The 20739-nt window shown below is 64.9% G+C and carries 21 protein-coding genes, 1 tRNA gene and 2 pseudogenes; 9 read left to right on the forward strand and 15 right to left on the reverse strand.

Annotated features, from left to right (window positions below):
• Window position 1: 1 nt before the first annotated feature.
• Genes NS1_RS27915 through NS1_RS27925 form a run of 3 tightly spaced genes read right to left on the reverse strand, consistent with a single transcriptional unit; the run spans window position 2 to window position 3138 of the window.
• Complete coding sequence (locus tag NS1_RS27915; protein ID WP_062989231.1) at window positions 2-1417, reverse strand: MlaD family protein; 1416 nt, start codon at window positions 1415-1417, stop codon at window positions 2-4.
• A 10-nt stretch (window positions 1418-1427) separates the two neighbouring features.
• Window positions 1428-2288: an MlaE family ABC transporter permease gene (locus tag NS1_RS27920; protein ID WP_062989233.1), complete on the reverse strand. Its 861-nt coding sequence runs from the start codon at window positions 2286-2288 to the stop codon at window positions 1428-1430.
• Window position 2289: 1 nt separating this feature from the next.
• Window positions 2290-3138 carry an MlaE family ABC transporter permease gene (locus NS1_RS27925; protein WP_157125419.1) on the reverse strand — a complete coding sequence of 283 codons (849 nt, stop codon included), beginning with the start codon at window positions 3136-3138 and terminating at the stop codon, window positions 2290-2292.
• Window positions 3139-3427: 289 nt separating this feature from the next.
• Here NS1_RS27925 and NS1_RS27930 point away from each other — a divergent pair, with 289 nt between their 5' ends.
• On the forward strand, window positions 3428-4576 hold the full coding sequence (locus tag NS1_RS27930) for an AI-2E family transporter (RefSeq protein WP_255284722.1): 1149 nt from the start codon (window positions 3428-3430) through the stop codon (window positions 4574-4576).
• A gap of 160 nt (window positions 4577-4736) precedes the next feature.
• Window positions 4737-4821 (forward strand) — tRNA-Leu (locus NS1_RS27935).
• A 729-nt stretch (window positions 4822-5550) separates the two neighbouring features.
• On the opposite strand, the gene NS1_RS42520 is transcribed toward NS1_RS27935, so the two are convergent.
• From NS1_RS42520 to NS1_RS27945, 3 genes are all read right to left on the reverse strand, one after another.
• A complete protein-coding gene (locus tag NS1_RS42520; protein ID WP_373864371.1) occupies window positions 5551-5808 on the reverse strand; it encodes a recombinase family protein in 258 nt (85 codons plus the stop codon).
• Window positions 5809-6459, reverse strand: a complete 651-nt coding sequence (locus tag NS1_RS38660) for a recombinase family protein (protein ID WP_063816293.1) — start codon at window positions 6457-6459, stop codon at window positions 5809-5811.
• Between the two features lie 488 nt (window positions 6460-6947).
• Entirely contained in the window at window positions 6948-7385 is a 438-nt protein-coding gene (locus NS1_RS27945) for a hypothetical protein (RefSeq protein WP_062989237.1), read from the reverse strand.
• Window positions 7386-7684: 299 nt separating this feature from the next.
• On the opposite strand from NS1_RS27945, the gene NS1_RS27950 reads away from it, so the two are divergent.
• Window positions 7685-8623 carry an undecaprenyl-diphosphate phosphatase gene (locus tag NS1_RS27950; protein WP_062989239.1) on the forward strand — a complete coding sequence of 313 codons (939 nt, stop codon included), beginning with the start codon at window positions 7685-7687 and terminating at the stop codon, window positions 8621-8623.
• A 197-nt stretch (window positions 8624-8820) separates the two neighbouring features.
• Here NS1_RS27950 and NS1_RS41885 read toward each other — a convergent pair whose 3' ends face one another.
• Entirely contained in the window at window positions 8821-9006 is a 186-nt protein-coding gene (locus tag NS1_RS41885; RefSeq protein ID WP_062989241.1) for a zinc-binding dehydrogenase, read from the reverse strand.
• A gap of 274 nt (window positions 9007-9280) precedes the next feature.
• Between NS1_RS41885 and NS1_RS42525 the strand changes: the two genes are divergently transcribed.
• Complete coding sequence (locus tag NS1_RS42525) at window positions 9281-9730, forward strand: transposase (protein WP_169812846.1); 450 nt, start codon at window positions 9281-9283, stop codon at window positions 9728-9730.
• 1350 nt (window positions 9731-11080) lie between these two features.
• On the opposite strand, the pseudogene NS1_RS42195 reads toward NS1_RS42525, so the two are convergent.
• Window positions 11081-11224, reverse strand: a pseudogene (locus NS1_RS42195) (NADP-dependent oxidoreductase); the annotation flags it as partial.
• Between the two features lie 223 nt (window positions 11225-11447).
• Complete coding sequence (locus NS1_RS27960; RefSeq protein WP_062989244.1) at window positions 11448-12395, reverse strand: NADP-dependent oxidoreductase; 948 nt, start codon at window positions 12393-12395, stop codon at window positions 11448-11450.
• A 124-nt stretch (window positions 12396-12519) separates the two neighbouring features.
• Between NS1_RS27960 and NS1_RS27965 the strand changes: the two genes are divergently transcribed.
• Window positions 12520-13146 (forward strand): TetR/AcrR family transcriptional regulator, encoded by a 627-nt coding sequence (locus NS1_RS27965; protein WP_062989246.1) that lies wholly within the window; start codon window positions 12520-12522, stop codon window positions 13144-13146.
• An 86-nt stretch (window positions 13147-13232) separates the two neighbouring features.
• Here the strand turns inward: NS1_RS27965 and NS1_RS27970 are convergent, their stop codons facing one another.
• The 3 genes from NS1_RS27970 to NS1_RS40335 all read right to left on the reverse strand — a co-directional run bounded on the left by NS1_RS27970 (window position 13233) and on the right by NS1_RS40335 (window position 14794).
• Window positions 13233-13604 carry an amidohydrolase family protein gene (locus tag NS1_RS27970; protein ID WP_062989248.1) on the reverse strand — a complete coding sequence of 124 codons (372 nt, stop codon included), beginning with the start codon at window positions 13602-13604 and terminating at the stop codon, window positions 13233-13235.
• Window positions 13570-14211 carry an alpha-L-rhamnosidase N-terminal domain-containing protein gene (locus tag NS1_RS27975; RefSeq protein ID WP_307620026.1) on the reverse strand — a complete coding sequence of 214 codons (642 nt, stop codon included), beginning with the start codon at window positions 14209-14211 and terminating at the stop codon, window positions 13570-13572. Before NS1_RS27975 ends, NS1_RS27970 begins: the two co-directional genes overlap by 35 nt.
• 259 nt (window positions 14212-14470) lie before the next feature.
• Window positions 14471-14794 carry a glycoside hydrolase family 78 protein gene (locus NS1_RS40335; protein WP_062989253.1) on the reverse strand — a complete coding sequence of 108 codons (324 nt, stop codon included), beginning with the start codon at window positions 14792-14794 and terminating at the stop codon, window positions 14471-14473.
• Window positions 14795-14821: 27 nt separating this feature from the next.
• On the opposite strand from NS1_RS40335, the gene NS1_RS27985 reads away from it, so the two are divergent.
• From NS1_RS27985 to NS1_RS27995, 3 genes are all read left to right on the forward strand, one after another.
• Window positions 14822-15313, forward strand: coding sequence for a hypothetical protein (locus tag NS1_RS27985; protein WP_062989255.1), 492 nt, complete (start codon window positions 14822-14824; stop codon window positions 15311-15313).
• A 39-nt stretch (window positions 15314-15352) separates the two neighbouring features.
• The gene (locus NS1_RS40340; RefSeq protein WP_062989257.1) at window positions 15353-15592 is read left to right on the forward strand and encodes a hypothetical protein; all 240 of its coding nucleotides are present in this window, start codon (window positions 15353-15355) and stop codon (window positions 15590-15592) included.
• 113 nt (window positions 15593-15705) lie between these two features.
• Complete coding sequence (locus tag NS1_RS27995) at window positions 15706-16155, forward strand: ABC transporter permease subunit (RefSeq protein WP_062989259.1); 450 nt, start codon at window positions 15706-15708, stop codon at window positions 16153-16155.
• Window positions 16156-16360: 205 nt separating this feature from the next.
• Here NS1_RS27995 and NS1_RS28000 read toward each other — a convergent pair whose 3' ends face one another.
• Window positions 16361-17836, reverse strand: a complete 1476-nt coding sequence (locus NS1_RS28000) for an amidohydrolase family protein (RefSeq protein ID WP_169812847.1) — start codon at window positions 17834-17836, stop codon at window positions 16361-16363.
• Between the two features lie 11 nt (window positions 17837-17847).
• On the opposite strand from NS1_RS28000, the gene NS1_RS42530 reads away from it, so the two are divergent.
• Entirely contained in the window at window positions 17848-18252 is a 405-nt protein-coding gene (locus NS1_RS42530) for a cupin domain-containing protein (RefSeq protein ID WP_084504545.1), read from the forward strand.
• Window positions 18253-18275: 23 nt separating this feature from the next.
• Here NS1_RS42530 and NS1_RS39390 read toward each other — a convergent pair whose 3' ends face one another.
• Window positions 18276-18935: a cutinase family protein gene (locus NS1_RS39390; RefSeq protein ID WP_084504546.1), complete on the reverse strand. Its 660-nt coding sequence runs from the start codon at window positions 18933-18935 to the stop codon at window positions 18276-18278.
• A gap of 1522 nt (window positions 18936-20457) precedes the next feature.
• A pseudogene (locus NS1_RS39395) lies at window positions 20458-20664 on the reverse strand (transposase family protein); the annotation flags it as partial.
• Between the last annotated feature and the right edge of the window lie 75 nt (window positions 20665-20739).

Below are 20739 nucleotides of genomic sequence, written 5' to 3' on the forward strand. Positions count from 1 at the left end.
CTCAGTGACCTCCTGAGGATGGCGGTGCGACCGTCACGGTCGCACCGGTGAGCACGGAGCCGAGCAGGAGTTGCTGCGTGGTGTTCGGGCGTTTGCCCAGGAACGCGGCCACCGCGGCGGGGCCGGTCAGCGCGACCGGTCCGGCTCGGCCGGGCGGTGGTGGGGCAGAACCTGCCGGGGCGGTGATGCCGGGAATCACCAGACCGGGCAGCGAGAGTCCGGGGATGTTCGGCAGCGCCGGAATATTCGGCAGGGTAGGCAGTGCCGGCATGGTGGGAATCGGCGCGGGCCCCGCGGAGGACAGCCAGCCCGGGATCAGCTGTGCCGGATACGACTGTGGCGCTGGGGAATCCGGGATGGTGCCGGTGTCGCACCGTGGTCCGGCCTGGTTGCCGTAACGCGGGCAATCGGCCGCGGTGTACTGGCGGAACGGGGTGAACGAGACCGTGACGTCCCATTGCATCTGCTTGCTGGGTCCCCAATTGAACACGGTGGCAAGGCGACTCAGGGAATCACCGAGTGCGGTGACGGTTTCGCTCAACGCCGACGGATCCGCCGCGAGCGCGCCGAATGTCTCGTCCAGTCCGACGACGAGTTCCTTGCCCGCGTCCGGGTTCCGGGCGAACAGCGCCTGGGTCGCGTCGGTGGCAGTACCTGCCGAGGTGAGCAGTGCGATCACCTGGTTGCGGCGAACGGTGATCGTGTGCGCCGTCTGCACCGATTTACCGAGGGCATCAGCGAGTTCGGGCGCCGACTGATTCACCGCCGCGGTGGCCGCCCCGAGATCGCCGAGCAGATCACCGATGCCGGGCAGCGCGCGGACCTCGGTGATCCACTGGTCGAGCCGTTCGATCGTGGAACCGGGCATTCGGGTATCACCGTCGAGTGCCTCGGCCAGGGTGGCCAGCACACGGGCGAGTTTGGCGGGCTGGATGCGGTTCAAGACATCGCGCAACGTGGTCAGCGTGGTCTGCAGGGCCACTGTGGCGCGGCTGGTGTCCTGCTCGACGACAGCACCCGCCCGCAACGATGTCGCGGCCGGGCCGTTGTCCACGAGTTCGACCGAGGTGACTCCGAAGATGTTGGCAGGCACGACACGGGCCGTCACCGAAGCCGGAATGGCCCCGGCAGCAGCAGGCTCCAGGTCCAGGCGCACCCGCTGGCTCAGCCCCTTCTCGGCGATCTCGACCGCCGACACCGTGCCGACCAGCAGCCCGCGAAAGCGCACGTCGGCGCGAGCAGGCAGGCCGTCGCCGGTACTGGTCATCAGTGCAGTCACCGCGACGGTTTCCTCGAAATGGCCCGCGTAGCGCAGCCCGAGCAGTGCGACGACGCCGGACAGACTCAGCGCCATCGCCACACCGGCCACGCTCAGCCGCCCGCGCGACCAGCCGCGTCCACTGGGATCCGGATACATATCAGTCCCCTTATCCGGAGATTCGGATACCGGAGTCGACGCCCCAGATCGCGAGTGTGAGAAGCAGATTGAGGAAAACGACGACGATGATCGTCATCTTGATCGCGCGCCCGGCCGCCACTCCGACGCCTTCCGGCCCGCCCGCGGCGATATAGCCGAAGTGACACTGGATGAAGGTGGCCACGAGCACGAACGCGACCGCCTTGAGGACCGAATACACGATGTCGCCCGGGTCCAGGAACTGGTGGAAGTAGTGGTCGTAGGTGCCGATGCCGTTGTCCCCCAAAAAGAACGCGGTGACCTTGGTGGCGAGGTAGGCGGTGGCCATTCCGACGCTGTAGAGCGGCAGGATCGCGACCGCGGCGGCCAGCATGCGGGTGGTGATGAGGTAGGGGAGTGGGCGGATCGCCATCGACTCGAGCGCGTCGATCTCCTCGGCGATCCGCATCGAGCCGATCTGGGCGGTGAACCGGCAACCCGCCTGAGCGGCGAAGGCGATGGTGGCCAGCAGCGGGGCCAGCTCTCTGGTGGTGGCGAAGCCGGAGATCGCGCCGGTGAGCGGGCTCATCGTCAGCAGATCCAAGGCGGTATGCGATTCCATTCCCACGGTGATGCCGCCGAAGCCACACAGAATCAGGATCACCCCGACCGTGCCGCCACCGACCACCAGCGCACCGTTGCCCCAGGTGACGTCGATGATCAATCGCACCACCTCTTTGCGGTAGTGCCGAAGAACGAACGGAATGGCCAGCAACGACTCGACGAAAACGACACCCTGGTGACCCAATCTCGCGTTCGCCTCGGTGAGCGGGGTGGTCGCTGCCTTGGCAGCGCGGAGCGGACGCAGCAGGGGCGGTATGTAATTGGTCATCTCAGAGCACCTTGGAAGGGAACACGGTGTTGTAGATCTGGGTGAGCGCGATATTGGCCGCGAACAACACGATCGCCGAACTGACCACCGCGGAGTTCACCGCGTTCGCGACACCGCCCGGGCCGCCTTTGGTGTTCAGGCCGCAATCACAAGCGATGATCGCGGTGAGCGCGCCGAATACCGCTGCCTTCACCAGCGCGACCAGCAGGTCGCTCGCGACGGCAAACGAGGCGAAGGTGCTGATGTAGGAACCGGGTGTGCCGTCCTGAATGAAGATGTTGAACAGGTAGCCGGTGGCGAACCCGACGAACACCACGAACCCACACAGCAGAATGCTCACCAGCACCGCGGCGAGCAGGCGCGGCGCCACCAGCCTGCCGATCGGATCGACGCCCATCACCCGCATGGCATCGATCTCCTCGCGGATCGTCCGGGAGCCGAGATCGGCGCAGATCGACGAACCGACCGCGCCCGCGATCATCAGGCAGGTGACCAGCGGCGCACCCTGACGGATGATGCCGAGGCCGTTGACCGCCCCGATGAAGGTCGTCGCGCCGACCTGGCTCACCAGCGAACCGATCTGGATCGACACGATAGCTGCGATAGGGATGGCGACCAGGAGCGTCGGAGTGGCTGAGACACCTGCCATGAAAGAGCTCTGGCGGAGGAATTCCGACAGCGGAAAGCGCCGGTGAACCAGCGCTCGGACCAGCTCAGCGCTGGCTTGCCACGCCATGGTTACCTGTCGGCCCGCGGTCTCGACGGACTGTCGCGGATGGTCGCGCCACCAGTCGAGGCAGAACCGGACAATGAGCTCTAAATCGGTTGTTGCAGTAGATCTATCGTCCATCGATACCATCTCGATCACCCCGTGTTCAATGCGGTCGCCGAGCGGCTCGACCGGATCCGACCCTCTGATCTACACGGATGTATAAACAATTTCTACGCACCCGTAGTCAGCTGTCTGGGACTGTAGCAAGCCGATGCTCCGAACGCCGCCGAATCGATGCATGATCGGGTAGTGAGTGTGCAAATGCTGGATGTGCGGCGACGCGCGTCAACGGTGAGCAGCCTGCCGCGAGCGCAAACGGCCGCGTCGGAGCCGGGAAATGGGCTGGTCCGGGGCCACACTGAAAGTCGTGGACATCGACTCCCCTGGCAACGTCCCGCCGGCGCCCGCGCCTACCAGAATGCCGAAGTGGCTGCCTCGGGCAATGGCGCTGGCCCTGGTGTTCTTCGGGCTGTTCCTGCTCGCGGACTGGGCGTTTCACCGACTGACCGGAATCCTGATCATCCTGGTGGTCGCGTTCTTCATCTCCCTGGCGATGGAACCGGCCGTCGCGCTGCTGGTGCGACGCGGCGTCCCGCGCGGGCTCGCCACCGGCCTGGTCTTCGTGGGCACCTTCGCCTGTGTACTGGCCTTTCTCGCCGCGCTGGTGACGCTGCTCGTAGAGACGGCCACCAACTTGGTCCATGAATCGCCACGCCTGCTCAACGAGGGCGTCGACCGGATCAATCACACCTTCGGTCAGCACTTCACGATGCACGACCTCAGCCAGCGGATGATGCGCGAGTCCGACCTGCTCGAGAGCTACGCCCACACCGCCGCCGACAACGTCTGGGGCGTGTCGACCACCGTCTTGGGCGGTCTGGTCCAGATCCTGAGCATCGCCTTGTTCAGCGTCTATCTCACCGCGGGCGGTCCGAAGGTGCGGCGCACCGTCTGTTCTCTGCTACCACCCACCCGTCAGCAGACCTTCCTGCACGCCTGGGACCTCGCTATCGACAAAACCGGCGGCTACCTGTATTCACGGGTGCTACTGGCGATCGTCTCCGCGGTCGCGCACGGGGCGTTCCTGGCATTGCTCCACATCCCCAACCCCATCGCCCTGGGCGTGTGGTTCGGCGTGATCTCCGCGTTCATCCCGACCATCGGCACCTACATCGCCGCGACCGTTCCGGTGTTCGTGGCACTGACCGTCGATCCGATGGACGCGGTCTGGATCATCTTGTTCGCGATCGTCTACCAGTGGTTACAGGACTATCTGCTACAACCGCGGATCACCGCGCGCACCGTCGACGTCAATGCCGCGGTCGCGCTGTTGGTGGTGCTCGCCGGTGGCGCACTACTCGGAGCAGTCGGTGCGCTACTGGCCATCCCGGCCACCGCGACAGTGCAGGCGTTCCTGTCCGAGTACGTCAAACGCTTCTCGGTGACCGAGGATCCGCGCATCGAACAGACGGCCCCGCGCCGCAAACGGACAACGACCGCACCGACCGAGGACTGAACCGCGTCCCGGCAGATGGCTCCGGTCCAAAGCCTCGATCTCGGCGGTCGCAAGCAAATGTGGGTACACCCTCGAGGCGTGCCGACTCGCAAAAACGGCAGGTCAACTGGGCGATTTGGTTTCCGACAGCGCGTCGGATAATCTTTTGGCACACCAGCAAGTCCGGGTGGCGGAATGGCAGACGCGCTAGCTTGAGGTGCTAGTGCCCGTATTAGGGCGTGGGGGTTCAAGTCCCCCTCCGGACACAACCAGTACACCCACGGGTGGGGTCGCTTCGGCGATCACCATCCGTGTTTTGTCTCTATAGGTGAGTTTGAGCCCGAGCTGGCGGTAGACCACATTTTTATCGTCCGGCTCAGCTCGACGCAGGGCCGCGAGCATCCCGCCGAGACCCTCGACCAGATCCCGAATGTCTCGACGGGTCAGCCGCGGATACTGACCGGCAGTTTGCTCCAAGGTCGCGAGTCTGTTCGCCGCGACCTGTCGCTCGGCCTGCGTCTGTCTGGTCCATCCTGCGACAGTGACAGGATCAGCGCCTGCGTCGAGTGCATCGCGGTACCGGGCCAGCTTTCGATCGAAGTCGCTGATGAGCCGTCTCGTCGTCTCGAGTTCGGGTGATCGGTCAGGTTGTGCGCCCTCCATAGCTGCCAGCGAGACCTCGATCTGTTCTGGTTTGAAGACCTGAGCCAGCCAGTGGTCGAGGGGTTCGTTCAACTGATCCTCGCGGAGATAGACCGACGGTTGGTGGTCGATCCGGTTGGCGATGGCGTACTCGGAGGGATAACGGCAACGATAATGTGGTCTGTCGTGATTCCACGTGCCTTGCATCAAGCGACCACAGGTTTCGTGGGACACCAGACCTTTGTAAGCGTAGGGGTGCTTACGCCGCTGGGTCGCTCGACCTGTGGATTGCGGCCCGCGTGAGGCCAACCGGAGCTGCACCTGGTCGAACACCGATCGATCGATCAGCGGTTTCATGCGCGAGCTGATCGGAAAACACCCACTGCGACTTCGGATTCCAGGTGAGTCGTGTTTCGTGGCCCAGGGCGACGTCCTCGACATCGATGAGTGTTTCCCTGCTTGCGTTGCCTGTTCCAGACGGCATACCCGGTGTAGCGCGGGTTGGTGAGAATCGCGCGGATAGCACTTTTCGACCACGCCGCCCCTTCACGGTGGCTGTTGCGTGCACGATCGTGTGCTGAGGGGCAATCGATCTCGGCGGAGGTGAGCAGCTACGCGAGCGCGAATACGCCCACGCCAGAAAGGTATTCGCTGAAGATTCGTTGCACGACCGGTGCTGCGACGGGTTCGAGTCGGTGCAATCGTTTGCCGTCGGCAGCTTTGCCCGGATGCGGGTGTGGGCCTGCGTCGGCGAGTCTGTATCCATAGGGCGGTCGACCGCCGAGGTATCGACCCTCGATCTGCGCTTGTGCTGCCATGGCGGCGCGGACTCTGATCTTGATCCGGTTGCGTTCGCCTTTGGACATGCCGCCGAAGACCGACATGATCATGTCGTGGGCTTCGGAGTCCGGGTCGATTTGTCCGCCGACTTCGGGTACCCAGAGTTGGACGCCGTAGTGGGCGAAGACGGGGAAGGTCAGTCCGAACTGGTTGCCGTAGAAGGCGCGTTGAGGTTCGCCGATCACGACCGCGTCGAAGCCGCGGTCGGGGTTGCTGAGTAGTTCGAGAAGTCGGCTGGCCTCGGGTCGTCGCTTCCACGGGATCGAGCGAGACTGGCCGACGTCGAAGAACTCGGCGACAACCATGCCGTGGCGCTCGATCAGCGCATTGGCGCGCCCTAGCTGCCAGTTACGGGACGCTTCTGGGTCTTGTTGGTCCTCTGTCGAGACGCGTCCGGCGAACGCGAACCTGATCTGGGTCATGGCCTCTCCGTACCCTCGTTGTTTGGCTCTGAGCGCGGAATCCGCTGCAGAAGACGCAAAAGTGCAGCCGCTGCAGCGGGATTGAGCATGGGTATGTCGCGAGGACTGATCACATGGACCGCGTCGGAGGCGGCACCGTCATCTCGCTCGACCGGGTGGTTAGCCGGGTTCGGCGACGAGGGTGGATCGGAAGAGGCACGACAGGCTCCTGTCTCCTGTCAGCGGCTCTTCCTCTCTCTATGAAACCTGAATTCTCGCTTGGGCGCCAGGAAATTCACGCGATGCAACCCCAATCGCGCTATCGGGTGACTGTTCAGGCAATCCAGTACTGCCTACATCATCTGACTCGCCAGCGCATCGATGGTGGTGGGTTGACGTATGCGGTGGGAGATCCTGAATCGCGGCTCCACAGTGCCGGGCTCGTGCCAGTACACTGTGAAACGCCAACCATTAGCTTGCATCAAGCCTGTGCGCGGCCGATTACCCAATCACGAACGCCCTGAACTCGTTACCAGCGAGCTCGGGGCGTTCGGCGTTGCGCGGCTGAAGGACCGGACAGGGAAAAGGGATCGGCGGATCGAATGCCCACGGCGGGGCGATAGGCAGCCTGACCGCCGATAATGGGGTCTTATCGCCGGTGATCGCCCGTCGGATGAGTCTGGGTGCAGGCGCAGCCTTTCGAGGGTGTCGAGTTGTGTGGTGCTCAGGATGTCGTCGAGGTCGCCGTAGGTGTCGTAGAGGTCGGTGGCGATCGAGATCGACCGTGCTGTGGTGACTGGGCCGATCGCCGCCGCGACCTCTGCGTTGTCCGCCATCGCGGTGGCGATGTCGGCCAGGGATTGTGCCTGGTTCCATCCGTCGAGGAAGCGCCGCATGATGTCGGCCGCGTCGCCACCGACCGCCATCCCCGCGATGGCCTCGCGCACAGAAGAGTTCAGTGCGGGGCCTGGTGGTTCACCGCTGGCATGGTCGTCACGTCCGACCTGAACCCAGTCGATCGGCGCGGCCTGCGATATCGGGTCCGGGGCGGGATGGTCGGTGCCGATACGTCTGAAGACGCCGGACGGCCAGCCCGAAACTGGCGTCCTTCTTTACCGAGCGCTGTAGCGTCGTTCGACATCGACGCACACCGGACGAAATTTACTGTGGGATAGGTGATTCGGGCATATCGGACCGCTCCGGGGTTGCTCCGGGTAGCCGTTGCGCGCATGCGAGACTCGTTGCGATGCTCACCTACTTCCAAGCGACTGTGATCGGCGCCGTGCAGGGTGTCACCGAACTGTTTCCCATCTCGAGTCTCGGGCATTCGGTGTTGATCGCGGCGTGGCTCGGGGGCGATTGGCAACATCTGGTGACCGAGGGCGAGTCGAGCACGGGCACACCGTATCTGGCGTTCGTGGTGGCTTTACATGTGGGAACGGCGGTCGCGCTGCTCGGTCACTACCGGCGGGATTGGTATGCCATAGTCACCGGTTTCGTCACCACGGTGCGGACGGGGAGCCTCGACACCGTGTCCCAGCGGCTGGCATTGCTGATCCTGGTCGCCACCGTTCCCGTCGCCATCCTCGGTCCGTTGCTGCAACATCCGCTGCACGCGCTGTTCGGCGCACCGATATGCGCAGCTGTCTTTCTGGTGGCCAACGGCATCGTGCTGATCGTCGGCGAGGGATTACGCCGCCGCAACGAGCCGACGCTGACGGAATACGGGCGGCGGTTCGCCTACCGGCAGGCTCGTGCCGGGGTCCTCACCGCGACCGCGCCGTCGCGCCGCCAGTCCGATCGGCAACTGGCGGCCCTCGGATTCGGTGACGCGATCGGCATCGGCTTCTCCCAGCTCGGCGCGCTGCTGACCGGGTTCAGCCGGGCGGGCCTGACCATGGTCGGCGGACTGTGGCGCGGTCTCGAACACGAACACGCGGCCAAATTCGCTTTCCTGCTCGCGACTCCGGCGATTCTGGGCGCGGGACTATTGCAGACCCCGGAACTGATCAGCCCGGCGACGGCGGGCATCCGTGGTCCGGTGCTCGTCGGAGCCATCGTGTCCGGACTGTCATCGTGGCTCGCCGTGCGGTTCCTGGAGCGGTACTTCCAGACCCGCACACTGCTGCCCTTCGCCGTCTACTGCGTGGTCGTCGGCGTGCTGTCGATCATCCGATTCGGCTGAGGTCCCGGTGCTCGGCACGCCACGATGTCCCTTCAGCCGCGGCCCTGCTCGATCGGACCTCCCGGGTCCGATGCCCAGGCGTTGAACGAATCCACGTACAACCGGGCGTCGCATCCGAGTTCCCGCAATACGAGGGTTTGCAGGGCCGCCGCGACACTGCCGCGGCGGCATCGGGTTCCACCCCGGGGCCGACGGAATCAGGGCTGGATGACGCACTTCCCCCGCACACCACCCTTCGCGACCGCGCGGTGGGCCTCGGCGACCCGGTCGAGCGGGACACTCGCGTGCACGCGAGCCGCGAGCCGGCCGCTCATGGTGTCGGCGAGCAGCAGATGGGAACGCGAACCGCGCCCACTGGTCGCGCGACCCCCGCCAGGTCGCACTTCGTTGGATTCTCGGCGATTCCGGAACCCCTACTGACATCTCGAGTGAACTTCCGCGAACAATTTTGCTCGGGCAATCGTGCGCCAAATCCTGGGCTTGACCATGCGATTACTGACATATCGTGACGAACGCTACTGACACGAGTAACGAGACCCTAGTTCGCCAACTGACACCCAATGACAAATCTCAATGGGGTTCTCCGAGGGTGAGGTTCCCCTGAAGTAGTGGACATCCGAGATAGCGGGACCATCGGTCCCTGGAAGGATGTTCACCATGCCTCGTCCGCGTCGATCGTATTCACCCGAGTACCGGGTCGAAGCCGCGCACCGAGTCATCGATTCCGGGCGGCCGGTCCGCGACATCGCCCGCGAACTCGATGTCCACGAGAACCTTCTCCATAAATGGGTGCGTGAGGAACGCCGCCGCATGAGCGCTGCGGGCCAATCCCCAGCACGTGGACCGGATAGCGCTGTTGGACAAGAACTTTCCTCTGACGAGATTGCGGGTACCTACGACAAGCTCGCCACGGCCTACCGTGGCGTATTCACGCTGGCCCTCATCGTCGAATGGCTCAAATCGTTGGGGGACACGACCCAGGCGACGGGCGCGCGGACGCGGGGATGCACGGAAGACTCGCAACGAGGCGCGGTTCTTCAGGGCTCCATCCCGCACACCCTCCGCGCTGTCGTATGCAACGTTGCAACTAAATCTGTTGCATTGTAGTATTGGGACCATTCAAGATTTGTCGACCGTGCGCCTCTGCTTGACGCTCTCGGCGGCCGATCACCCACGACTGCGCCGGGCCTCGCATACCTGCCTGGGCAGCTGTGCCTCTGTGGTCAGGGGGCTGTTAATGAGCCGAGTCAGTATGAGAAGTCGCTTAGCCCGCCGCCTGGTCGATCGACCCGAGCGGGGGCAAAGCCGCCGATCGGGAGGAATCCGATGCCGGGTAGTCCGAGTTCCGAGCTGAAACCGTCCATTGCCGAGGTTCGAACTCACCGGTGCGATCTTTCACTTGCGGACCTGGTCGAGGCTCTCGAAGCGATGAGGCAAGCGGGGTGGATTCTGTCCTCGACGACGCGTCCCGGCGGCATTGCCTATGGACATGAGTAATCCCTGCGCCGGCTACTTGCCGACCTGGTCGCTGGTCGATGTTTCCCGTTGCCGGAGGCATCCCATCGGCGGCGCGCGGGTCATCCGAGCAGCGACGATGACGCTGGCGGTTTCTCTGTTCGGTATCGACGACGTTCCTGAGGATCCGTGTGGGGTCTGTGGCAGCGACATCGCGATGTCCTCGCCTACGTCGCCCAAAAAGACATTTCTCGCCGGGATACCCCCGGCCGCCACTGCGGCCAGGCAGTCCGGTGCGGTCGTGGTCGGGCGCGCTCGCGCTGGAGTCTGGAGATGGCACCGCAGATGAGCCCCGTCGATTGTTCGCCGTGCCCGGATGAACCAGACGTCCGCGTCACGGTCGAGTTCTCCAGTGTACGAATAGATTTCGTCGCTTGTCTGACTGCCGCGTTGGTATTCGTCTGCGACGTGGGCGCCCGCCGGCCATGTGGAGTCGCCGTCGATTCCGGGGACTGTGCGGGGCTCCCCAGGCTGCCGAACGAACGCCTGTATCTCCTGCCCTGATCCGCCGCGCCAACATCTCGCACCTTTTTCGATGCTTGAATGGCCTTTCCCTACCCGTTGACGGTAGGTCTCCATCTGGCTGCAGGTGGAAATTCTTTGTCCCTTTTGGCAGGGTCAGGGCCTGTTCATCCGGAGATGATCGGCACCAAATATTTTCGCGCAAATGCGTCGAGCTCGTCCATGGTCTCGAGCCGAACGGCGCCTACGGGCTGGAGGATAAGTGAGTGCACGAACCGGCAGATAATCTCAGCGCGTACGGACAATTCGGAGGAGTCCGGAAGTAGTTTGTTCTCGACCGCTTGTCGTAATGCCGCGACGGTGGCGGCAACCGATACGGAAAAAATGACTGCACCGTCGGTGACACAGGGACCGACTCGAAGCCGAAATGAAGATCGCGAGTAATGATCGTTTGCGCTTCATCTCTGTAGTCGGCGATGACCCGAGCCGTGCGTTGACATCGTGCGGGTGGACGGCGGCGGCCACCTTGATCCGCACTTGCCCTGGCCCGGCATGCGGCTCCGGCAGATCCAGAACCCGCATGACCTCCGGGCCGCCGAACTCGGTGAAACCCACAGCTTTCACTACGACACCTCGCAAGCAGTTGATCACTCAAGACCCGAGACAAGCATGTTCCGGGTTGATGGAGGACGCTAACAGCCCCGATGAGCTCGAGACAAAGTGGTCCTAGTGCGAGAAGGGGACAGGCATGCCCGACCGCAGTGCGCGACTGCGCCGTCCCCGGGCGCTTCGGGCCGTGCACGTGACCCGCCCGTACTCGAGCGGGGCGGTCGGTCCTCGTTCTGGTTCAGAACCGCAGAACGGGACGGCCTCGTACGCCGCCGGCTTCGATGAGCCGGTGCGCCGTTTCCGCTTGGTCGGCTGGGAATGTCGCTGCGACGCGGAGGGTCAGGATTCCGGCTTCGGCTTGGTCGCGTAGCTCCGTCAGAGCCACCGTGTCTCGGAGTCCGCTGTACACGAACACGGGGCACCAGCGCACCCCGCGGTCCGCAGTCCCGGCGAACCCTTTGACAGTCGCGATGTTTCCGCCGTCGCGTACCGCCGCGGTCACCGTGTCGTTCATCACCGCGCCGTCGATGATTCCGTCCGCGCCGTGGGGGTGCAGCTCACGGACTCGCTCGGCGAATCCTTCTCCACGGGGGAGCACGTGGTCGGCGCCGAAGCCGATGACCAGGTCCCGGTCCTTCTGGGCTGCGTCGGCGATCACCGTCAGCCCGGCGGCCTTGGCCAGTTGCACCGCATAGCCGCCGACGGCACCGGCTGCGCCGGTCACCGCGACGGTTGCTCCTGGCGGCAGCTCGAGGGCCTCCAACGCCATTCGCGCGGTGAGCGCGTTCATCAGCAGGGTCGACGCCGCCGTCAGGTCGGCCCCTTTCGGTGCGCGGACCACTGATTCCGCCGGTGCCACGACGTATTCCGCTTGCGCGCCCAGCGCCAGTTTCGGCTCCAGTAGGGCGATCACTTCGGCGCCGGCCGCCAATTCGGCGCGCACTCCCTCGCCGACCTCGTCGATCACCCCGGCCGCGTCCCATCCCAGCACGTATTTCTCGGCGGGCGGGAACCATTCTGGGATGTGGTCGGCGAGCACTCCTAGCCGCGCGTTGACATCGGACGCGTGTACGGCGGCCGCGGCCACCTTGATCCGCACCTGCCCGGGACCGGCATGCGGCTCCGGCAGTTCCAGAACCCGCATGACCTCCGGGCCGCCGAACTCGGTGAAACCCACAGCCTTCACTACGCCACCTCGCAATCAAGTTGATCATTCAGAACCCGAGACAACTATGTTCCGTGTTCAGGGGACGCTAACAGTCCCGATAGGCTCGATACAAAGTGGTCCTAGTGTGGAGAAGAGAGCAGGCATGCCCGAACCCAGTGCGCGACTGCGCCGTCCCCCCGGCGTCTCGGGCCCTCCACGTGACCCCGCCCGGGATGCCCAGATCCTGCGCGCGGCCAACGAGTTGCTCGCTGAGGGCGGATATCCGGCGCTGACCATGGACAAGGCCGCGGCACGAGCGGGGGTGGGTAAGGCGACCGTGTACCGGCGCTGGAGATCCCGCGCCGAACTTGCCGCCGAGGCGCTGGACCATGCTGGCCTCACCGACGACCTCGTCCCGGTCACGATCGGTCCCGGCCAACTCCGCGCGGAACTCATCGCGACCATGACCCGCGCCACTCGGAGCCCGGACCACTCTCGCGCCGACCTGCTCTCAGCGCTGCTCGACACAGCTCGCCAGGAACCGGAACTGTGCGGCCTCGTCCGCCAGCGCTATATCGAGTCTCTGCACCACGCCGTCGAGGGCGTGCTGGCGCACGCGGTGGAGCGCGGCGATCGTCCCCCGGGCCGGACCGATCCGTCAGGAGAGCAGCCGATCGCGGTCTCCGCCGCCCTCGCTCTCCTGATCCACTGGCAGCTTGTCCGCGGCAGGCCGATCAGCGACGACGACATCGCAGCGATCGTCGACGTCATCCTCATGCCTTTGCCCTGACGAACTCGTACAGCGGCCACCGGCAAGCGATTGATCAGGAACGCCGGGGCTTCGTTCGGCTTCTTCCCGCGTCTACGTCGACCGCATCACCACCGCTGAGCTAGGTCGTTGCGGGCAATGACGCCGGCCTTCGCGACCAGAACCGGTCGACCGTAAGCGCCGGTGTCCTCGAGCGGGTCCCCGTCGAGCAACACGAGATCAGCGGCCTTTCCCACCTCGATAGTGCCGATCTCGTCGAGGAGATCAAGATTCGCGGTGGCATTCGCTGTCGCCGCCAGGAGAGCTTGCATCGGCGACATGCCGATTGCGACCATCACCGCGAGCTCTTTGGGGAGGTCGGTATGACGATTGAAGGGAGTCCCGGCATCGGTACCGGCTGCGACGCGCATCCCGGCGTGGACAGCCGTTCGGAACATCTCGCGGCTACGATCGCGCTCCAAGATCGCTTTGTCGGTCATCCACTCGGGGCTGCCTCCGGCTGGCCCGAATTCGACAATTCCGTCGACCGCGAGCAGGATCCAGCCCGATGTGCTCGCTGGCGCCCTCCTCGGGGGTGAAGATCCGCAGGTCGCGCTTGGGGGCGTGGACGGCCTGGTCGTAGGACCGGTGGGCGTACTCGACGGGGATCTGACGGTCGTTTGCGCCGTGCGCGATCAGGAACGGCACGGTGATCTGCTCGACGACGCCGTCGAGGTGCACCCCGTCGGCGAAGGGGATGAAGGTTTCGAGGTCGTCGTGGCCGCAGACCCACAGCACGTGTTCCCAGTGGTGGGGGACGGGTCGCTCGCCCTCGCGTTCGCGGGGGCGGCGGTGCACCGCACCCCGGGTGCGGCGCACCGGCTCCCCCGCGAACGGAGTCAGCACGGCGAGACCACCGTCCTCGGACATCACCGGTCGCCACCCGGCGTCGTCGAAGGCAGGCGTGGACCATCCGGTCAGCTCGCGGGTGGCGTCGTGGTGCTCGCCGACGAACAGGTCGGCGTACCTGCGCGGGCCGACCGCCGCGCGGACGTCGTCCCCCGACACGACGGTGGCCGCCGAGCCGTCCACGTACTCGATCTCCAGTTGTCAGCGCCGAGGCGGTCGCCGTAGTTGGCGCTCGAGCCCGCCAGCCCGATGCGGCCCACCCACCACCCGGCCGTTCAGCTCGGCCTCGTACACCCCGTGGGCCGTCGCGTAGAGCCGTGCGCGCCGCATGTGGCCACTCGAGGTGAAGCCTTGGCGCAGGTGCAGCGGCGGACGCAGCCGGGCACCCGGTGGGGTGGTGGGGCCCTCGGCACCGGGAGAGGGCTCCGGCGAACGAGGACCGCTCCAGCAGAGTCGGCTACTGGTCCGGGACCACCCACCGGGCCCGCCAGTCCGCGGTGCGCAGCAACGAGGTCTCGAAGGCCGCCGCCGCCCACGCGCTCGGCGTCGGCCGACCGTGCAGCCAGCTGCGCACCCGCCACTCGTAGCGGGTGCGCGAGGCCAGCTCGGGACCGGCGTACTCGACACCCGCCCCGTCGGGCGCCTCCACCCGGCCCGACTCCCACACCGGCCTGCCCCCCGTCGTGACGACGAGCTCGTAGGCGTGCTGCAGCAGGTTCCCGGCAGCCGACTCCATGCGCCAGCCGAAGCGCGGCCGGGCGGTGGCGACTCCGAGCTCCATATCCCACCCAGCGGCGATGTCACCGGGGTGAGCAAGGGACAGAAACTCGCGATGCACCCGTCGTGGTCGGGGCGGACGCTGACACTCTGGGCTGACCTGCGCAGCATCCACGTCGTACTGGAAGGCCGTCTGGTCAAGACCGTCGTGTCCCGGCTCTCACCTGAGGACTTGCCGCTGACCTTGCGCGGCGCGCGCCCGGCCGGGCCCGCGCCCGCTCCGGCGGCCCTGGCGCGTGCCTGCGGCGCACCTACCGTGCCGGGTGGGCAGGTAGTCGAGATCGACCGTAGGGTCTCCCGTGACGGAACTGTCGGCATCGCCGGCGCCGATCACCAGATCGGCACCAGTCTCGCCGGACGAACCATCACGCTGCGCTTGGACGGGCGCCTGATACACGCCATCGCCGGCGGAGCGCTTGCCGACACCTGGCCCTGCCCCATTCCCCGGGAGACTCTGCCGACACTGCGGGGTATCCGCGCGGTCTCAACTCCACTTCCGCCGCCTCAGGTGCCCGCCGGTTAGGTCCGGGCACAACGACGAATCAGCGCCAGCGACCGGATCATGGTGAACAACCAACGCCTCAAACTAGGCAATCGCAACGCGGGCAAACTCGTCACCGTCGTGATCGAAGACACCTACTTCCGCATCCTCGCTGGCGAAGAAGAACTCGCCGTCCGCCCGCGCCACAACACCGATCCGGTCACCCGACTCAGAGGCTTCGGCCCAGGCGCGAATCCACGTCAAGCGTCTCCCGACAACAGACAAGACTCTCCTGACAACAATCCGTCAAGCAGCTCCTGAGACCTCACAGAGCCAGCAAGCAGGGATCGCCACCTTTGCGCTGCTCGCAGTGACCGTGCAGTTGCTCACCTACTGGAAGCAGATCAGGCCCCCAGTGGGCAGTCGATGGTCGGGTGCGCCAGGCCTGGGACATCCAGGCGATACTGCTCTTTGCTCTCGGCGCAGTCGTGGTGGCCTGGCTCTACCAGCGCACACGCACTGCCCGGCTCCTGCGGGCCTCGCGTGAGAACATGCTCGCCGCGCCGGGGGTCGGGATCCATGTGACGCGCCACCGGGTGATTGCCTTCGTCCTCTCCGCCGGTATCTGCGGGGTCGGCGGCAGCCTATGGGCCGAGACCAACACCGTGGTCAACCTGCAGAGCGGCCTCACCGTGGGCGGGCTCCTCGTCACCATCCCCGACGGTGCCCGACCGCTGATCCTCGGCGCGGTCCTCATCTTGATATTGCTGTTCAGACCTCAGGGCGTGACCTCCGGGCGAGAGCTGCGCTGGCCGCGTCGACGAGCGCACCGGATGACGACCTTGCGGTACTCCGTCGAAATGATCCGGCTGCGGTCGGCATAGGCGAGCAACGTGCTGTCCCACATGGCCATCAGCCGCGGCGGCGCCGGCGTGTCCTCATCCGGTGCGCCCGGCGAGGAGTTCTTCCTGGTCACGGCGTTCGGCCGGCACTGCGGCCCTGATGTCTTAGGTCATGGATGTGAGTACGGGCCATCCGACGGAAACTCATCGGCCGATGAGTGTGCTGCCGGCCTGTTCGTCGCACCGATCAGCGCGCGGCAGGCGGGTCGATGAACTTCTGCCACGCCGCTTCCCCGACACCAGCCCGGAAGTGGTCGCGCGTCGATTCGGCCAGCCGGCGCGCTCGCGGAAGGTCGATCCCGACCAGTTCGCCGCGGTGCTTGAGCACCTTGCCGTTGACGATGACGGTGTCGATGTCGTCGCGTCCCGCCTGGTAGACCAGATGCCCCACCGGGTTGTTCACCGGTGTCATCGACGGCGTGTCCTGCCGGAGCAGGACGAGGTCCGCGAGTTTGCCCGGCGTGATGGAGCCGATCCGGTCGGCCATTCCCAGTGCCTCGGCGCCGCCGAGTGTCGCGTATCGCAGGACATCGGCGGCTCGCAGCTGGTGGGAGGTCACCTGTTCACCTCGCGCCAGGGCGAGTCCTCGCTCGGCGTTGAGCGTAGCCCGCATCGCGGAGAACATGTCGCCGCTCCACCACACCACGGTGTCCGAGGACAGCGACAGGGGAATGCCGAACTGCCGGGCCTTGCCGGTGGGCGGGTAGCCCAACCCGGTGTTGACCTCGCTCTCCGCCGCGACCGACAGGAAGGCTCCGCTGTCGGCGATCCTGCGGTAGGAGTCGTCCGAGAAGCCGACAGCGTGCACCAGTGTCGTGCTCGGGCGCAGGAACCCTCGCTGTGCTAGGTAAGTGATCTCGGCATCATCACTACCGGCGTGCGATGTCACCGGCAGGCCGTGGTCGGCGGCATAACGGAAAGCGTCTTCCGTGGTGGGGTCCTGCAGCAGCAGTTCCAGTGCCAGCTGCATGGTCACGAGTTGGTCCTGGCTGCTGAACCGCGCGTTGCGGATCCGCTCGACCTCACCGGTGGTGACCCAGGCGGCATTGCTGGCCCCGGCCCACCGGCCGTAGGCCCACCGCGCCCGGCCGGGCACGGCCGTCAGCGCGTCGACGGCCGCGTCGGCGTGATCGGGCGTGAGCGCTCCGTGTGACCAGTCCACAACGGTGGTGACCCCATCGGCCACCGCCTCGATCATGCTGAGGTAGTTGCCCGCGTACATGTCCTCGGGGCGGAAGTGCGGGAGCATCTGGTTGAAGGCGTCGGAGTACTGCGCGATCGTCCAGTCGGCGCCGATGCCGCGCAACGGGGACTGCCACATGTGGCGGTGGGTGTCGACGAAGCCGGGGATGAGCAACGCACCCTTGGCCTCGATGACTGCCGCTGCGTGCGGTGCGGCGAGTTTACTGCCGACTGCCTTGATCTTCGCGTCCACGACGAGAACATCGGTGTCCGGCAGGACGCCACGTGTGTCGTCCACCGTCACCACCGTGGCACCGCGGATCAGCAGTGGCCGCTTCACGTCGAAGGGAGCTGGCTCGGCCACCGCTGTCGCGGCCGGCGACAGTACCGTGGCCGTGGCGACACCGGCCGCTCCAGCGAGCAGGCGACGACGCCCGACACGGTGTTCGCGATCGACTGGGGGATCCTCTTCAATGGCCATGATCATGTCTCCTGTTCAACCAGTCCTTCCTGTCCGGATCCTGTGCGCTGCACTTCGAGCACGGCTCGCCGCTGGCGCTCGCGGTGCTCCTGCGCGGTTCCGCCTGGGTGACCGCACAAGGCGGCGACCCGGTGCAGCTGAGCCCCGGTGACGTCGCGGTGCTAAGCGGCGGCGCGCCGTACATGATCGCGGACGATCCCGCCACCAACCAGGCCGACGGTGGTGATTCGCTCCGCGGGCTGCATGACTCTGGACAGCGGAACAACGGTACCCACGGTTCCCGGCGTGGGCAGACGAGAACCGTCACGTGGGAGCTCCCCCGGAGGTCGCCCAACCTCCTGACCTCCGGGGGCCACCCAGCACTTGGCGGCGCGGCATTGCGAGCTGCTTACAAGGCCGCTCGGCCCTGCCGGTGACGACGTGCCATGAATGTCCGAGGCTAGGAGGATGCGGATGCGATACGGGATGACGCGAATGTCGCGCCCGTAGTGGTGCTCCCGTTGGTGCCGTACGTCAGATGCGCCGCTCCGATGATTCCTCCCAACTGGCAGACGGGGTCGCCGAAGTTGCAAAAACTCTTTGCCACGGTCGCGTAGACGCTACTCGACGTTTCTATGCGCTCGCCGGTCAATCCGAGCGGATTCCCGAAGACGACGACAGCTTTGATGCGATCGGTGACCGAGCCAGGCAGCACCGCACCTGTGGAGCTGCTCGGCGTCCGCAACCCAACCGCATTGGAGACCGCTGTTGCGCCCTGCGAGTACCCTCCGATCACGAATTGCGTTGCAGGGCAGGCAGCCGCGACGGAAGTGACGTGGTCGACTAGGTCGCGAGAACCCGGGCCTGCGCTCGTTTGGGAGGCGTTTGCACTGTAATCGACCGCGTACGTGCTCACCGATCGACCGGCCAGTTGTGATTTCACACTGTTGACGAAAGGCGTGCCTGTGATCCCGAGACCTGGCAGCTCACCCGTGCCGCGGGCGAAGGTCACGTCGACGTCGGAGCACGGCGCCGCGGATGCCACCACACCAGGAATCACAAGCGTCGAGACTGCAACTGTGAACGCCGCAATCGAGTAGGCAATAAATCGATTCTTCATTGTTCTCCTTGTCGGGTGGGTCCGAAAAGAAAACTAGCAACGCTGCCTACATTTCTCTACATTAGTACATTTAGTGCTTCACTTGATGATCTCCGGAGGGCTGGTATCGATGGCGATGAAAATCGCATTGCGGTCGTCAATTCCCCTAGGTTACTTTCCGTACAATCTTTCGATAGAAAACTTTGTGCGATGTCATGCTGATCTCGATCTTTCGCGGGGCTGGGGTGGTGGCCTGAGTGGCTTCGGATTGCCACCGCCACCGCCATCGCGGCGTAGTCGCCAGATCAATTGAAGGCTGTGGATCTGCGTGCGGCCGATCCACAGCCTGCCGTCGAGCTGCAGGAGGCTGCCGTCCAGTATGTGGGTCGCGGTGAGAACCCAGTGATGTCCTCGTGGTCGGACTTGCGTGTGCGAGCGGTGAGTTCCCAGAAGCCGAGTAGTACATCGAGCTCGTTGATAGCCATGCGCTTCCTCGCTCAAGTAGTTTGTCCGGCACTTGACAGGCCATCTCATACCTAGACGAGTAAGTCCGGAGGCTGGGCAGCGCGTGTAGCGTGGTGCCCAGCCTTATTGTTCAATGGAGACGCAGTAGTCGCTCTCCGGTCTGATAGAATTCGATCAGTTAGGGCCGCAAGGCTTCTCTGGCAGGTGTAAGAGTGCCGATGGCGGTACCTGGCGGTGGAATCGCGCGTTTGAAGATATCGCTCAGGAACGCGAAGGCCCGCCGATAGGTGTTACGGCAGCCGGTCCCATCGGCAACTGCACCAAGTATTCGCGGGCGCCGAGCATTGACATCGATCGACTAGGTGCAGAGGATACTCGAAACCACATGCAGATAAGTGATCCCGATCTTTGGCCGACCCGGGCGGCAGTTCCAATCGCTGTGGTGGTTCCCAGTCCTGCAAGGCTTCCGCTACGCGTTGTATCAGTACGAGTGGTGGCCGCATATCAGGTTGTGCGCTAGCAGCAACGGGCATGCGCTGAGGGAGCAACGGATCTCCTAGGTCGCGGTCGGATATCCCATATGGACGACGGTGGGCAGAGATATCTCGACACCGGGATATCTGGAGCTCGGCCTGGAGTAAGTGTCTGGTTTCGATCCGCGACACATCTCACGAGCGGCGGTGCCCGTCGTCGCTCGTGAGATGTGTTTGGGGTATCCCAGACTGTCTGCGGCAAAGCCCTGCCTACCCCGTAGATCTTCCTCTTCACTAAATCGCTGATCTATGTCAGATCTTATACAGTGCCAGCTCGGTAGCAAAATTGTTTATGATCGTCTATATCGAAGAGCCAGACTTGCTGTGATTCTTCACTTTTTTTCATTTTGTGCCGCATTGTGGTGACGGCGGATTGTTGCCACTGCGGGGTGTCCGGCTGGCGGTGATCGCTGGGTGATCGACTCATCCGAAGGGGTGGAGGAATGAGGAATGACGTAACCCCGTATTATGTCCCGCCGTTGATGAGGCTAAGGGATGTCCCGTAAGTCTGAATTAGCGACGGCGAGCGATCCGCCCGCCAGGAATCAGTAAGCGTGGGCGAGGTTGGCCAGAGTCGCTACCTCAGCCATCGCGACACCTACCCTGTCACCACGTAAACGGCAGTCCCGCAGTATCTTCCATGTCTTCATCCGAGCGAAAGCGTGCTCGACACGGGCACGGACCTTGCGGTGGGACTTGTTCTGGGCCTGTTTCCATTCCGGCAGCTCGACACCCGGTGATCGGCGGCTCGGCGACGCCGCCCATCCGACCTCACGGTTGACCTGGAGAACCACCTGGGGATTCGAGGTGCGAGCGGGCCGACGTCG

The organism is Nocardia salmonicida NBRC 13393, from assembly GCF_001613085.1.
GTDB lineage: Bacteria > Actinomycetota > Actinomycetes > Mycobacteriales > Mycobacteriaceae > Nocardia > Nocardia salmonicida.